The sequence below is a fragment of the Kordia aestuariivivens genome (assembly GCF_014397005.1).
Classification (GTDB): domain Bacteria; phylum Bacteroidota; class Bacteroidia; order Flavobacteriales; family Flavobacteriaceae; genus Kordia; species Kordia aestuariivivens.
The window spans coordinates 1-13,104 of record NZ_JACGWS010000004.1 but is presented as its reverse complement, the minus strand read 5'-3'; the positions used below and the strand labels follow the sequence as shown (position 1 = coordinate 13,104).

The window sequence follows — 13,104 nt, the reverse complement described above, 5'->3', positions numbered from 1 at the left end:
ACGAATTCATTTGGTTTCTATTTTGATAGATTGGATATTTTGGATAACTTTATAGTATTGCTATGAAAATATGAAAGAAAATACTCTAAAACTCTTTTGCATATTTCTATTCTTTTGTACCTCTTTAAATGCGCAACGTGAAACCGCTAATTGGTTTTTCGGTGTAAATGCTGGACTAGATTTTAATTCGGGAACACCTGTAATATTAGATAATGGTCAAGTAAATACGCTGGAAGGTTGTTCAACAATTTCAGATGCAAATGGGGCACTCTTGTTTTATACAGATGGAGTTACCGTATGGAATCGTGTGCACGGAATTATGTCAAATGGTACAGACTTAATCGGAAGTCAGACCAGTACACAATCGTCTATTATAATTCCAAATCCCGGGAATCCAAATATCTACTATATTTTTACTACAGATGTGGTAGACGCATATAGTGCAAATCCTAATCAAAGTAATGGATTTAATTATTCTATTGTCGATATATCACTAGCTGGTGGATTGGGCGCAGTAACCACAAAAAATATCAATTTATTATCTAGTACTTCCGAAAAAGTTAGTGCTTCATTGAGTTCTGATGGAAATTATTGGGTAGTTACACATCGAAATAATCAGTTTTTCTCGTTTAAAGTAACAGCGGCTGGCGTAGATACAAATCCTGTAACTTCTAATGTATTGCCTAATATTTCCGATTATAGAAATATTAGAGGAAGTATGAAAATTTCACCTAACGGGAGAAAACTAGCAATTGCACACACATTATTTGAGCCAGTACAAGCCGGTTCATTGTATTTATATGATTTTGATAGCGCTACTGGATTGGTGTCAAATAGCGAATTTTTAGAAAATGATTTAATGTTTTATGGCGTTGAGTTTTCTTCAAATTCATCTAAATTGTATGCTTCTGGAAAATTATTCTCTGGAGCGACTGCGAATATGCAATTGCAACAATATGATGTGAATGCTACAGATGTTCCAAGTACAAAATACATTGTCCACAATTATTTGCAAGCGCAAGTAATATCTTCTTTAGCGGGAAGTCTACAATTGGGAATGGACAAACGAATTTATCATTCATTACCTGGAAATAAATTATCTACCATAAATACGGCAAATTTAGCAGGAGCAGATTGTAATTTTGATTTTCAAAGTGTTGATTTAGGATTTAGTTCTGCACGTTTTGGTTTGCCAGCTTCGGTGCAATCGTATTATGAAAGTATAGCAACTATTGAAAATTTTTGTTTCGGTGATGCAACTTCTTTCACGGTAACTTCTGATAATACAATTATAAGTATTGATTGGAATTTTGGCGATCCAGCTTCTGGAAGTAACAATACATCTACTTTAATTTCACCAACGCATACGTTCTCAAGTTCTGGGTCATATACGGTGACTATAAATGTTGCTTTTTCAAATGCGCCTAGTCAATTATTTACGGAAGTTGTTGTCATTCAAGAAACACCAAGTATAAATTCACTATTTATACTAGAACAATGTGATGTTGATGATAATGATTCAGATGGTTTATCAATCTTTAATCTGCAAGAAGCAATTACTATTATTGAAGAAGATAATGGCAGTGCTGACATAAATATTTCATTTTATGAAAGTATGAATGATGCGCAAATGAACGAAAACTCACTGACAAATTTTATATATGCAAATACGGTAAACTCACAAGTTTTATACGCAAGAGTCTTTTCATACATCGATTGTTTTGCGATTGCACAAATACGATTGCAAGTAAATTCAGGAACCAATTTAGGTGTATACGACACTATCGATGTTTGTGAAGTAAACGGTACAGGTATTTCCATTACACAAGTAGAAGATACCTTAGAAAATGATTTCCCCGGCGCTACTATTGGTGTTTATAATACTAGAAATGATGCGTTGTTACAAGATAATCAACTCTCGGATGCGTCACCAATTAACATAAACATTGACGGCGAACTGTTTTTTAGAGTTTCCTACGGAACTGAATGTGGTTTCATCGGAAGTATTATGGTAAATATTGTTGCTCAGCCAGAAATAGGTGATCAGCAAGCTTTTTTATGTGGAAATGAAGGTGCTACAGTTTTGTTATCTTTTGAAGAAACGTATGCGAGTTACTTGTGGTCAACCAATGCAACAACATCATCCATTGAGGTGGCAGAAACAGGCGTGTATACCGTAATAATTTCAAATACTGCAGGTTGTGAAAAAGAAATAGCGTTTGTGGTAGCAGAAGAACCTTCATTGACAATTGATCGTATAGAAGTACAAGACTTTCAAGATGTAAACGCAATAAACATCATCGTTGTAGAAGAAAATAATCCTGAAAGTATTTTTAGCTATTCCATCAATGGTGGAACAACTTTTTCTGAAAGTAACGAATTTGTCAATGTGTATCCAGGCGTGTATGATATTGTTGTGAAACGTGGCGAATGTAACGCTGCTTCTGAAACGATTTTAGTTGGAGGTTTTCCAAAATTTTTCACACCAAATGGAGATAGTTACAATGATACTTGGCAATTGCTTCAAAAAGAATATTACCCAAATGCAATCATAGAATTGTATGATCGATATGGAAAGAATTTAAACTACATTAAAGCTAATAGCGAATGGGACGGCACATACAAAGGTGTTCCGTTGCCATCAGGCGATTATTGGTATAAATTAGTGCTTGAAAATGGAAGAGTCATCACAGGGAATGTAACGTTGAAGCGTTAAACATTCTCTGTTTCGCTGATTTTATAACGTTCCTTATCGCGTTTGCTTCGCAATATAATTTCTCCTAAGAAACCTGCCAAGAAAAACTGTGTTCCTATAATCATAGTGGCTAATGAAATATAAAACCAAGGATTTTTTGTGACTAAAATCGCAGGCAAATCATACGCGAGTTTGTATAATTTTGTAATTCCAATATAACCAGCCGCTGCGAAACCGATCATAAACATCATCACACCTAAAGCGCCAAATAAATGCATGGGACGTTTTCCGAATTTAGATAAAAACCAAATCGTTATCAAATCTAAAAATCCATTAATAAAACGATCATAGCCAAATTTCGTTTTCCCGTACTTTCGTGCTTGATGTTGTACTACTTGCTCGCCAATATTACCAAAACCAGCGTTTTTAGCCAATACAGGAATGTAACGGTGCATTTCTCCATACACATCAACATTCTTAATCACTATATTTTTATACGCCTTTAAACCGCAGTTAAAATCGTGTAGTTTCAATCCAGAAGTTCTTCTGGCTGCCCAATTAAATAATTTTGAAGGAATATTTTTTGCGATAACAGAATCGTAGCGTTTCTTTTTCCAACCAGAAACCAAGTCAAAATCTTTTTCTGTAATCAATTTGAATAATCCTGGAATTTCATCGGGACTGTCTTGTAAATCGGCATCCATCGTAATTACAACATCGCCAATGGCTTTTTTAAAACCTGCGTGTAACGCTTGCGACTTTCCGTAGTTTCGTAAAAAACGAATTCCTTTTACTTCCTCGTGTTTTATTGCCAAGTCAAAAATAATCTCCCATGAACGATCTGTACTTCCGTCATCAATAAAAAATACTTCATACGTATAATTGTTTGCTTGCATTACACGCGCAATCCAAGCATACAGCTCTTGTAAAGACTCTTCTTCGTTGAGTAATGGTATAACTACAGATATATTCATAAATTGATCTTATCGTTGTTTATAAAAAGCATTAATTACTAGTGAAGTAATCAAAGAAACAAAAAATCCTGTAAATAAGCTTTTCAAAACAATATCAATAAATAGGCTAAATTTATAATTGTCTTTAAAGAGTGCAATTTTTTCTGCAACTTCTTCAGGTGTAAATTGTTCGTTTAGTTTTAAATTTTTTGGCGCTACGGCAGCTAATTTATCAATAAAATCAGGCTCTATAAAATTTGCGTGTATAATTTGATATACCCAAAGGATCATTCCACCAACCAAAATAACACCAATTCCTGTTTGTAATCCTTTACGAATACTAAACAATTCGCCATTAAAATCCTTATTTGCTTTTAAAATTGCGATGATAATAAGGACTACCGTAATTGGTAACATCAAAATTGCATAGATATTATTGGAATCGGTATGAATATTTTGCTGATATTGCAGCAGGAAAAATAGAATATTCAGAATTCCTAAGGCAATTCCGAAATGAGATGTTTTTGAAAACATGTATACAGTTTTTTAAGCAGATCACAAATATAGAAATTCAAGCGTATAAAATGTCAAAATATTTTTATTAAAATGTTGCACATTCAGAAATAATAATTAAATTTGCACCTCGAAAATTGAGAAAGTCACAATAAAGATTACACAAAATGAAACAAGGTATACATCCAGAAAATTATAGAGTAGTAGCTTTTAAAGATATGTCTAACGATGATGTATTTCTTACAAAATCTACTGTGGAAACTAAAGAAACTATCGAACATGAAGGTAGTGAGTATCCATTATACAAATTAGAAATTTCAAGAACTTCACATCCATTTTACACTGGTAAATCTAAATTAGTAGATACAGCTGGACGTATTGATAAGTTCAAAACAAAATACGCGAAATTCAAAAAATAAGAATTTCGATCAGATCATACAAAATGTCTTTCAGGTAACTGAGAGACATTTTTTTTTGAAAAATAACGAGATTCCTATTTACAAACGCAAAGCTTTTTTTTACATTTACAAAAACTCAGCATACACATGAACTATATTCTCTTTGATGGAACCGTAAGAAACGCACTCTTACCTTTTACCTACACGCGACCTGTTGCCGATATTAGAGTTGGAATACTGACAATTAGAGAAAAGTGGGAAATGCATCTTGGTGGAACTACAACAACAATCACAGAAGATTATTTGTCTGAAAAATATCCAATGGTAGAATTGGAAGAAAACGTGATGATCAATGCTTCTTTTTTACCAAATGCAGAATTGACCGCAATGATTCAAGATTTGAAACCAAAGCAAGCCATTTTTGCTGACGATGAAATTATTGCGTTTCACACAACTGACGAGCAAGATGAGGTTGATTTTGATGCGTATGCTATTATTTCGTATGAAGCAGCATGCTTGCGAATAGAAAATACGTGGGATATTTTCTCGAAAAATGCAGAAGCCATTCAAGCTGATTTTGATTTAATCACTAACGATCGAACTTCGCAACCAATTCCTGCGACAGTAAATGTAATAGCTCCTGAAAATATATTTATAGAAGAAGGCGCAACATTAAATTTCTGTACGTTAAACGCGAGCTCTGGACCCATTTATATAGGGAAAGATGCTGAAATTATGGAAGGAAGTGTGGTGCGTGGCCCATTAGCAATGTGTGAAAACTCAGTGTTAAAATTGGCGACCAAAATTTACGGAGCTACAACTTTAGGACCGTATTGTAAAGTTGGTGGAGAAGTGAACAATTCAGTATTAATGGGCTATTCTAACAAAGGACATGACGGATTCTTAGGAAATTCTGTCTTAGGCGAATGGTGCAATATTGGAGCGGATAGTAACAATTCAAATCTTAAAAATAACTATGCGCCTGTGCGTTTGTGGAGTTACGAAACAGAAAACTTTGCAAAAACAGGATTGCAATTTTGTGGACTCATGATGGGCGATCACAGCAAATGTGGAATCAACACAATGTTTAACACAGGAACTGTCGTTGGTGTCAACGCAAACATATTTGGTTCAGGTTTTCCAAGAAATTTTGTGCCAAGTTACAGTTGGGGTGGCGCAAGCGGATTTACAACCTATCTTACTAAAAAAGCGTTTGAAGTTGCTAAAGTAGTTATGTCACGTCGAAAAATTGAATTCACAGAACAAGACGAAGCTATATTAACACACATATTTGAAGAAACAAAAAAGTGGCGTAAAGATTAAAGTATATGATTGAAATTATCATCATCATTCTAATTTGAAAACAATTCTTTCAATTAGCAAAAAAATACAATCAAAAGCTCGCTTGGCTTTATGGTGTACTTGGCGTAGTTTTTTATTACGGAGGTGCTTTCATTGCGGGTGTAATTCTAGGATTGTATATGGAAATTACTGGAACTGATATTCTAGGAGGACTTAGTGATCTAATGTTAATGGTGGTTTTTATACCAATTGGTGCGCTTAGTTGTTGGGGAACATATCAACTATTCAAAAAGAAATGGCATAAAGACTATGCAGAAGCAGAACGCAGAAAACCAAAAATTGCTGACATTGGGAAATCTGAAGAAGAAGAAAAACCAATAGTAGATTTCTTAATCGAAAACAAAAGTCCTGACGATTTGGGGAAGAAGAAAGATGATAATGATTGGCGTTTTTGAAAACTGTCAATCTAAAAAATAGAAAAGCCGTTATTTGTAAAAATAACGGCTTTATATATATAATTTCTATCTTATCAATTAAAATTGAAAAATTAAGGGTACTTCATTTGAAAACTCATGTACAAATAAAAAGTAGCACACTATTGGAATGATAACTAAGCTAACAACAGAAAATACAATCAGTGTTTTTCGTCGCGATTGTCGTTGTTGCTCTTGTATTTGGTCTTTAATTTTTTTCAATAGTAGTGGCGTAGCTTCATTATATTCTGCCGTAGAAGATTTAGTGCCAATATAACGTTCTATGCGTTCAAACTTATCCAAACGCTTGCGTTTATTATTTCGAATAATCGTGTTCGCTAATGATACAAATCCTCCCATGAGTTCTAAATTTTAAATTAAAGTATACTTCCAAGATAATACAAACCAGCATACAGCAATGGAATTGCTATAACAAATGAAATCACAAGTTTTAGCATATCTAAACGTTGTTGTTTTTTCGTTTTCTTGCGAATTACTTCCAATTGAGTTTCCGTAGCTTTAGGGAATGTTTTTTTAATTCCTTCGTCTTTGTAATAGTGGAGGTTTTTATCAAAAGGCGTTCTTTTAGTACGTCTTCTTCTGGTTCTTTTTAAATCTTCATATACTGCGGATCCTGTCATAATCTTTTCCTTTTAAATGTAACGCATACATTATCTGTATCGAAAAAAATAAGAATGTTACAAGAAAGAAATATTATTGAATGTGGTTTTTATGAGTAACGAATCCTTTTCTGAAGTATAGAAAAGCTTTTACGTTAAAAATTTTTGAAGCCTTGGAGAAAATTTAGTAAAAGTTTTTCGGTTTTAGTTTTCCGAAGAGAAAACTAAAAATACCTGCCAGAAAAAGTGCCTTTTCTTTTGTTTCGTTTTCTTTGGGCAAGCAAAGAAAATGAAAATAAAAACTTCATATTATGGTTTATAGCTTTAGATTAAACTATTTTTTTAAATATAAATAATAAAATTACTGTACTTTCTTTACACGTTTCAATTCTAACAAATTCAACGCATTCATGCCTAAGCCTGATACGTTTTTTTGTGTAAATCGTACAACCTGATCGTAATACAAAGGAACCAATGGTGCTTCAGAAATTAGTAGCGAATCCATTTTTGTGTATAATTTTGCGCGTTTGCTCGCTTCAATTTCGCGTAAGGCTTCTTCATACCAAGCATCAAACTGTGGATGTTTAAAATGTGTGTAATTTGGACCGTTTGGCGTGAAGTTTTTGCTATAAAATAATGATAAATAATTCTCTGCATCTGGGTAATCGGCAATCCAACTGGCTCTAAAAATGGGCAATTCTCCTTTCGAACGTAATTCGCGTAGGGTAGAAGCGGGAATTACATTTACACTAGCTTTGATGCCTATTTTTTCTAGCTCTCGCTGAATGTACTCGCAGAAATTCAAATACTGTCCGTTGGTTGTGATAGAAACTTCCGGCGACGCATTTCCGGTTGCTGTTATATATTGATTCACAAGATTTTTCGCTTTTTCAGGTTCATAATCAAACCCTTTAATATTGGCAAAACCAGGCAACCCTTTCGGGATAAAACCGTGAATGGCGGGCGTTCCAATGCCGCTTCGTAAATACGTGATCATTTTCTGTCGATCAAAACTATAATTCATGGCTTTTCGCAATAAATGATGACTGGAAACATTCGTGCTATCGCCAATAAAAATTCCTAAATATTCGGTATTCAAATACGGTCCGGAAGTCATATTGATGTTCTCTGTATACGTTTCTCGTAACTGACCAGAAGCATCTAAAATTTCATCTTGATAGGAAGGATCAAGCGAATTCAAAAAATCTATATTTCCTTGTGCAAACTGTAAAAATTCACTCTGTTTATCGGGTAAAAAAGTAATGGCAACTGCTTCCAAATACGGCAATGCATTTCCTTCTGCATCTTTCTCAAAATACATCGGATTTTTGCGTAAAACTAACTTTGTATTTTCTTCCCAAATCTTAAACTGAAAAGGGCCAGTTCCAATCGGATTTGCTCTAAAATCATTTCCATAATGTTCCACAATCTCTTTCGGTACAACCGAGCAATATTTCATCGTAAGTAAACTCAAAAAGGCAGGAAAAGGTTGTTTTAATGTAATAACAAAGATTTGATTACTTGTAGCTTCAAACCGATCAACACTTTTAAAAATCCAACGTCCGCTAGACGCTAATTTATCATCTAAAATTCGCCCAAAACTATATTCAAAATCATAGGCATTTACAGTTCGCGTACTATCTTTTCCAAACAATTCGTGCTTGTGAAACTGTACATCATCACGCAGTACAAAAGTATATGTCAACGCATCTTTAGAAATATACCAAGCTTTTGAAATAGAAGGAATTACATTCAAATCGGTATCCATTTCAACCAAACCATTAAATAGTTGATGTACAGCCCAAATATTGCGTTGATCTTTCGCGAAAGCAGGATCTAAAGAAGTAATATTTGCATGCTCATTATAACGAAACACCAAATGATCTCTGTTGTCAGTTTTGTTTTGTTGACACGAAAAAGAAATCAACAATAAACAAAGTATTGATATATAAGATATTACCAATTTAAAATGTTGCATTGTTAATTTTACCATATGCTGAATTAATTGTAAATTTGCGGGCTTTCACCTTTAATAATTTAGCTTTTTTTGTTTGAATTTAAAGGTTTAAAAGTACACAATAAAAAACTAAAATCGCTACCGTTTTGGTAGAAAAGTACCGAAATGAACGATAGAAAAAAAGTCGCTTTTTACACACTAGGTTGCAAACTGAATTTTTCAGAAACGTCTACAATTGCTCGAAACTTTCAGGACGAAGGATTTGAAAAGGTTGATTTTTCAGAACATGCAGATATGTATGTCATCAATACATGTAGTGTGACGGAAAATGCGGATAAACGATTTAAAACGATTGTAAAACAAGCACAAAAAGTAAATCCTGATGCTTTTGTGGCGGCTGTTGGTTGCTATGCGCAATTGAAACCAGAAGAATTAGCGGCAGTTGATGGTGTTGATTTGGTACTTGGTGCGACAGAAAAATTCAAGATTACAGATTATATCAATGACCTTACAAAAAATGAGTTTGGAGAAGTGCATTCTTGCGAAATTGAAGATGCTGATTTTTATGTGGGAAGTTATGCTGTTGGCGATCGTACGCGTGCTTTCTTAAAAGTGCAAGATGGTTGCGACTATAAATGTACCTATTGTACCATTCCGCTTGCGAGAGGAATTTCGCGAAGTGATACGTTGGAAAATGTATTGAAAAATGCCAAAGAAATCTCTGAACAAAATATCAAAGAAATTGTCTTAACGGGCGTAAATATTGGCGATTACGGAAAAGGTGAATTTGGAAATAAAAAACACGAACACACATTTCTAGAATTAGTACAAGAATTGGATAAAGTGGAAGGAATTGAACGCTTGCGAATTTCTTCTATTGAGCCAAATCTATTAAAAAACGAAACAATTGATTTCGTATCAAAAAGCAGCACATTTGTACCACATTTTCACATTCCATTGCAAAGTGGAAGCAATACATTACTGCGTTTAATGCGCCGTCGCTACATGCGTGAATTGTATGTAGATCGTGTAACGAGAATCAAAAAAGTCATGCCAGATGCGTGTATTGGCGTAGATGTGATTGTTGGTTTTCCGGGCGAAACGGACGAATTATTCTTGGAAACGTATAATTTTTTAACCGAACTCGATATTTCATACTTACACGTTTTCACCTATTCCGAACGCGAAAACACAGTTGCTGCCGACATGGAAGGTGTTGTGCCGCAAAATGTGCGTAAAAAACGCAGCAAAATGCTTCGTGGTTTGTCTGTTAAGATGCGAAGAGGATTCTACGAAAGCCAACTTGGGAAAACGAAAACGGTTTTATTCGAAGGTGAAAACAAAGAAGGATACATTCACGGATTTACAGAAAACTATGTAAAAGTCAAAGCACCTTGGAATCCTGAATTGGTCAATACTTTACAAGAAATCACACTTACCAAAATTGACGATGACGGAATCGTTCGGTTTGATTTTGTCAATGAAATCGTTGCTTCAAGCTAGATTTCAATATTCAATTTTTGTTGCTTTATCGAAGTATCTTGAGTGTCGTCGAAAGATTGGTACGATTCATGCAAATATGTATGGTATGTATCTTTAATTGTAAACAGATACTTATATTTAACTATAAAAAATATCAAATGAAAACAACTATACTCTCTATATTAGTGCTCACATTAATCAGTTGTGATGCGTCTACAAAAGATTTGATTGGAACTTCATGGAAAGTTTCCGAATTAAATCAAGATGGAAAAAAGATGGCAGTTACCAACGATGTCATTCTGACGATAAGAAGTGCTACTGAATTTTCGCTGAAGCTAGATAAAAACAGCTGTGTTGGAATTTATGAAATTACCGGAAAAAATAGTATAAAACTAGGTAATTTAGGGTGTACTGAATTATGTTGCGATTCTGATTTTTCAATGGCAGTGACAAATGCATTGTATAAAGTGTCTACAATAAATTTTGAAAAAGAACGCGCAACATTATCTGGAGATGATGTGAAAATCAAGTTTAAAAAATATGAAGTCGTGTCAAATAGAATACAGATGATGATAGAAGATGAAAAGTTGATTACCAAACAAGAAAAAATACCAACCAAAGAAACAACAGATGTTGGTTTGTTTGTAAAACCTACCGAAGGTCAACAAACTAAAGGAACTATTCCAGAAGGAGATTTTATAACATTGTATAAATCGCCATGTAAAGGAACTTGTGAAGAATTTACAATGGTTATGTACGCTGACGGAACTGTTGTATACACCGGGAAATTCAATGCGGAAATCCAAGGGAAACATACGGTAAAGTTAGCAAAAAGTGAATCGGAAGCATTGTTTTCACTATTTGAACAATCGAACTTTACGAATTTCGCTGCGAAGTATGATGATGCAACCATTATGGATATTCAAAATACATACTTGACTTATAAAGGTAAAAAGATTCACATTCGATACAAACCTAATGCGCCAGTTGAATTGCAGGCATTGCTTGAAAAAGTAGAACAAAAGGCGAAAGAAGTTTTGGTGCAGTTGAAGAAAAAGTAAAAATTAAGCATAAAAAAAGGGAGCGTTTAACGTTCCCTTTTTTTTGTAGAATTAGATTCTAACGCCCACGGGCAGTAGATCTTTATACTCTTTGTGTTTTCGTAAAAAACTAGCAATCTTTGGGCTAGTTGGTACAACTCGTAAGTTTCGTTCTTGAATACTATCTAAAACAATTCTGATAAAAGCGTCCTTGAAATCATCATTATCAAGCGATTCGGGAACAATCAGTTTTGTTAAAAATATTTTACGTTCTTGGAGTGAATACTCAATTTTCGCAATTCCATCAGTTGTTTTGTATTCAAATTGACGTAAAAATTCGTTATCATTGATAACAATTTCATTATCCATAGCAGTTTAATTTAAATTAATCTTAAATGGTGTTAGGAGAAAAAATCTTGGGTTAACTTTGCAAAGATACAAAATTTACACTAGATTTCCGAGTTTTTAGTGCGACTATCTATATGAAAGATCATAAAACACCTGTATATTTCATGCCAGGAATGGCGGCAAATCCTTCTATATTTAAACATATAAAATTACCAGAAGACGAATTTGAAATGTATTTCTTGGAATGGTTTATTCCCGAAAAGGGAGAAACATTAGCCAATTATGCATTGCGCATGACGCAAAAGATACAACACGATAATATTGTCTTAATTGGCGTTTCTTTTGGCGGAATCTTAGTGCAGGAAATGGCGCGTCACATCAAGGTACGTAAGCTTTTTGTGATTTCTACGGTAAAAACGAAGCATGAATTGCCACGCAGAATGAAAATTGCGAAAGCCACTAAAATTTACAAAATTTTCCCCACAGGATTGGTCAACAGTATAGATGTGTTTCGTAAATATGCGACTAATGATTTCGTAGCTAAGCGATTAGATTTGTATGAAGAATATCTTTCTGTTCGCGATAAATACTATTTAGATTGGTCTATTGAGCAAATTGTCAACTGGAATCAAGAAAAACCATTACCAGGCACCATTCACATTCACGGTGAAAAAGATGGTGTATTTCCGATACAATACATTTCTGATTGTATTCCAATAAAAGGCGGAACGCACATTATGATCATCAATAAGTATAAATGGTTCAATGAAAACTTACCACGATTAATTAAGGAGTAGAGTTAAAAAAGTTTTGTATTAATTTTTTTGAAGCGATTATTCTTTTTCCGCAGTGTAGTAGTTGTTTTCCGTTAAAAATTTTTGAAGCCTTGGAAAAAATTTAGGAAAACAAATACGATTCTAGTTTTTCAGAAAAAACTAGAAACACCTCTGGAAAAAGCGCCTTTTCTTTTGTTTCTTTTCTTTGGGCGAGCAAAGAAAATGAAAATAATAAACTAAAAGCGAATTTTTGTACTTCCAAGGTTATCTTATTTGTCTAGTATTTCTTTAATTCACATTCCAATAAAAGGCGGAACGCACATTATGATCATCAATAAGTACAAATGGTTCAATGAAAACTTACCACGATTAATTAAGGAGTAGAGTTAAAAAAGTTTTGTATTAATTTTTTTGAAGCGGTTATTCTTTTTCCGCAGTGTAGTAGTTGTTTTCCGTTAAAAATTTTTGAAGCCTTGGAAAAAATTTAGGAAAACAAATACGATTCTAGTTTTTCAGAAAAAACTAGAAACACCTCTGGAAAAAGCGC

At 33.9% G+C, this 13,104-nt stretch carries 13 protein-coding genes and 1 pseudogene; 8 read left to right on the top strand and 6 right to left on the bottom strand.

What is annotated here, in order from left to right:
• Window positions 1–70: 70 nt before the first annotated feature.
• The gene (locus tag H2O64_RS07470; protein WP_187561561.1) at window positions 71–2,716 is read left to right on the top strand and encodes a T9SS type B sorting domain-containing protein; all 2,646 of its coding nucleotides are present in this window, start codon (window positions 71–73) and stop codon (window positions 2,714–2,716) included.
• Here the strand turns inward: H2O64_RS07470 and H2O64_RS07465 are convergent.
• Both H2O64_RS07465 and H2O64_RS07460 read right to left on the bottom strand, forming a co-directional pair.
• Entirely contained in the window at window positions 2,713–3,669 is a 957-nt protein-coding gene (locus H2O64_RS07465; protein ID WP_187561560.1) for a glycosyltransferase family 2 protein, read from the bottom strand. The two genes, H2O64_RS07470 and H2O64_RS07465, sit on opposite strands and share 4 nt — an antisense overlap.
• Window positions 3,670–3,678: 9 nt before the next feature.
• A complete protein-coding gene (locus tag H2O64_RS07460) occupies window positions 3,679–4,182 on the bottom strand; it encodes a DUF4199 domain-containing protein (protein WP_187561559.1) in 504 nt (167 codons plus the stop codon).
• A gap of 146 nt (window positions 4,183–4,328) precedes the next feature.
• Between H2O64_RS07460 and H2O64_RS07455 the strand changes: the two genes are divergently transcribed.
• The 3 genes from H2O64_RS07455 (at window position 4,329) to H2O64_RS07445 (ending at window position 6,316) form a co-directional block, all read left to right on the top strand.
• On the top strand, window positions 4,329–4,580 hold the full coding sequence (locus H2O64_RS07455; RefSeq protein ID WP_187561558.1) for a type B 50S ribosomal protein L31: 252 nt from the start codon (window positions 4,329–4,331) through the stop codon (window positions 4,578–4,580).
• 126 nt (window positions 4,581–4,706) lie between these two features.
• Window positions 4,707–5,882 (top strand): GlmU family protein, encoded by a 1,176-nt coding sequence (locus H2O64_RS07450; protein WP_187561557.1) that lies wholly within the window; start codon window positions 4,707–4,709, stop codon window positions 5,880–5,882.
• Window positions 5,883–6,040: 158 nt separating this feature from the next.
• Entirely contained in the window at window positions 6,041–6,316 is a 276-nt protein-coding gene (locus H2O64_RS07445; RefSeq protein WP_187561556.1) for a hypothetical protein, read from the top strand.
• 78 nt (window positions 6,317–6,394) lie between these two features.
• Here H2O64_RS07445 and H2O64_RS07440 read toward each other — a convergent pair whose 3' ends face one another.
• The 3 genes from H2O64_RS07440 to H2O64_RS07430 form a co-directional block, all read right to left on the bottom strand.
• Entirely contained in the window at window positions 6,395–6,694 is a 300-nt protein-coding gene (locus H2O64_RS07440; protein WP_187561555.1) for a hypothetical protein, read from the bottom strand.
• Between the two features lie 17 nt (window positions 6,695–6,711).
• A complete protein-coding gene (locus tag H2O64_RS07435; protein WP_187561554.1) occupies window positions 6,712–6,975 on the bottom strand; it encodes a hypothetical protein in 264 nt (87 codons plus the stop codon).
• Between the two features lie 340 nt (window positions 6,976–7,315).
• Window positions 7,316–8,932, bottom strand: a complete 1,617-nt coding sequence (locus H2O64_RS07430) for an ABC transporter substrate-binding protein (RefSeq protein WP_187561553.1) — start codon at window positions 8,930–8,932, stop codon at window positions 7,316–7,318.
• Between the two features lie 144 nt (window positions 8,933–9,076).
• Between H2O64_RS07430 and mtaB the strand changes: the two genes are divergently transcribed.
• Both mtaB and H2O64_RS07420 read left to right on the top strand, forming a co-directional pair.
• On the top strand, window positions 9,077–10,414 hold the full coding sequence (gene mtaB, locus H2O64_RS07425; RefSeq protein ID WP_187561552.1) for a tRNA (N(6)-L-threonylcarbamoyladenosine(37)-C(2))-methylthiotransferase MtaB: 1,338 nt from the start codon (window positions 9,077–9,079) through the stop codon (window positions 10,412–10,414).
• Window positions 10,415–10,551: 137 nt separating this feature from the next.
• Window positions 10,552–11,454, top strand: coding sequence for a DUF6438 domain-containing protein (locus H2O64_RS07420; RefSeq protein WP_187561551.1), 903 nt, complete (start codon window positions 10,552–10,554; stop codon window positions 11,452–11,454).
• Between the two features lie 51 nt (window positions 11,455–11,505).
• On the opposite strand, the gene H2O64_RS07415 is transcribed toward H2O64_RS07420, so the two are convergent.
• Complete coding sequence (locus H2O64_RS07415; protein ID WP_187561550.1) at window positions 11,506–11,802, bottom strand: GNAT family N-acetyltransferase; 297 nt, start codon at window positions 11,800–11,802, stop codon at window positions 11,506–11,508.
• 113 nt (window positions 11,803–11,915) lie between these two features.
• Here H2O64_RS07415 and H2O64_RS07410 point away from each other — a divergent pair, with 113 nt between their 5' ends.
• Together H2O64_RS07410 and H2O64_RS24025 are read left to right on the top strand one after the other, a co-directional pair.
• On the top strand, window positions 11,916–12,578 hold the full coding sequence (locus H2O64_RS07410; RefSeq protein ID WP_187561549.1) for an alpha/beta fold hydrolase: 663 nt from the start codon (window positions 11,916–11,918) through the stop codon (window positions 12,576–12,578).
• Between the two features lie 276 nt (window positions 12,579–12,854).
• Window positions 12,855–12,941: pseudogene (locus H2O64_RS24025) on the top strand (alpha/beta hydrolase); the annotation flags it as partial.
• Between the last annotated feature and the right edge of the window lie 163 nt (window positions 12,942–13,104).

What these genes read in the sequence shown, in the direction of transcription:
- H2O64_RS07470 (WP_187561561.1), top strand. Translation starts at nt 71, where the DNA reads ATGAAAGAAAATACTCTAAAACTCTTTTGCATATTTCTATTCTTTTGT.
- H2O64_RS07465 (WP_187561560.1), bottom strand. Translation starts at nt 3,669, where the DNA reads ATGAATATATCTGTAGTTATACCATTACTCAACGAAGAAGAGTCTTTA.
- H2O64_RS07460 (WP_187561559.1), bottom strand. Translation starts at nt 4,182, where the DNA reads ATGTTTTCAAAAACATCTCATTTCGGAATTGCCTTAGGAATTCTGAAT.
- H2O64_RS07455 (WP_187561558.1), top strand. Translation starts at nt 4,329, where the DNA reads ATGAAACAAGGTATACATCCAGAAAATTATAGAGTAGTAGCTTTTAAA.
- H2O64_RS07450 (WP_187561557.1), top strand. Translation starts at nt 4,707, where the DNA reads ATGAACTATATTCTCTTTGATGGAACCGTAAGAAACGCACTCTTACCT.
- H2O64_RS07445 (WP_187561556.1), top strand. Translation starts at nt 6,041, where the DNA reads ATGGAAATTACTGGAACTGATATTCTAGGAGGACTTAGTGATCTAATG.
- H2O64_RS07440 (WP_187561555.1), bottom strand. Translation starts at nt 6,694, where the DNA reads ATGGGAGGATTTGTATCATTAGCGAACACGATTATTCGAAATAATAAA.
- H2O64_RS07435 (WP_187561554.1), bottom strand. Translation starts at nt 6,975, where the DNA reads ATGACAGGATCCGCAGTATATGAAGATTTAAAAAGAACCAGAAGAAGA.
- H2O64_RS07430 (WP_187561553.1), bottom strand. Translation starts at nt 8,932, where the DNA reads ATGCAACATTTTAAATTGGTAATATCTTATATATCAATACTTTGTTTA.
- mtaB (WP_187561552.1), top strand. Translation starts at nt 9,077, where the DNA reads ATGAACGATAGAAAAAAAGTCGCTTTTTACACACTAGGTTGCAAACTG.
- H2O64_RS07420 (WP_187561551.1), top strand. Translation starts at nt 10,552, where the DNA reads ATGAAAACAACTATACTCTCTATATTAGTGCTCACATTAATCAGTTGT.
- H2O64_RS07415 (WP_187561550.1), bottom strand. Translation starts at nt 11,802, where the DNA reads ATGGATAATGAAATTGTTATCAATGATAACGAATTTTTACGTCAATTT.
- H2O64_RS07410 (WP_187561549.1), top strand. Translation starts at nt 11,916, where the DNA reads ATGAAAGATCATAAAACACCTGTATATTTCATGCCAGGAATGGCGGCA.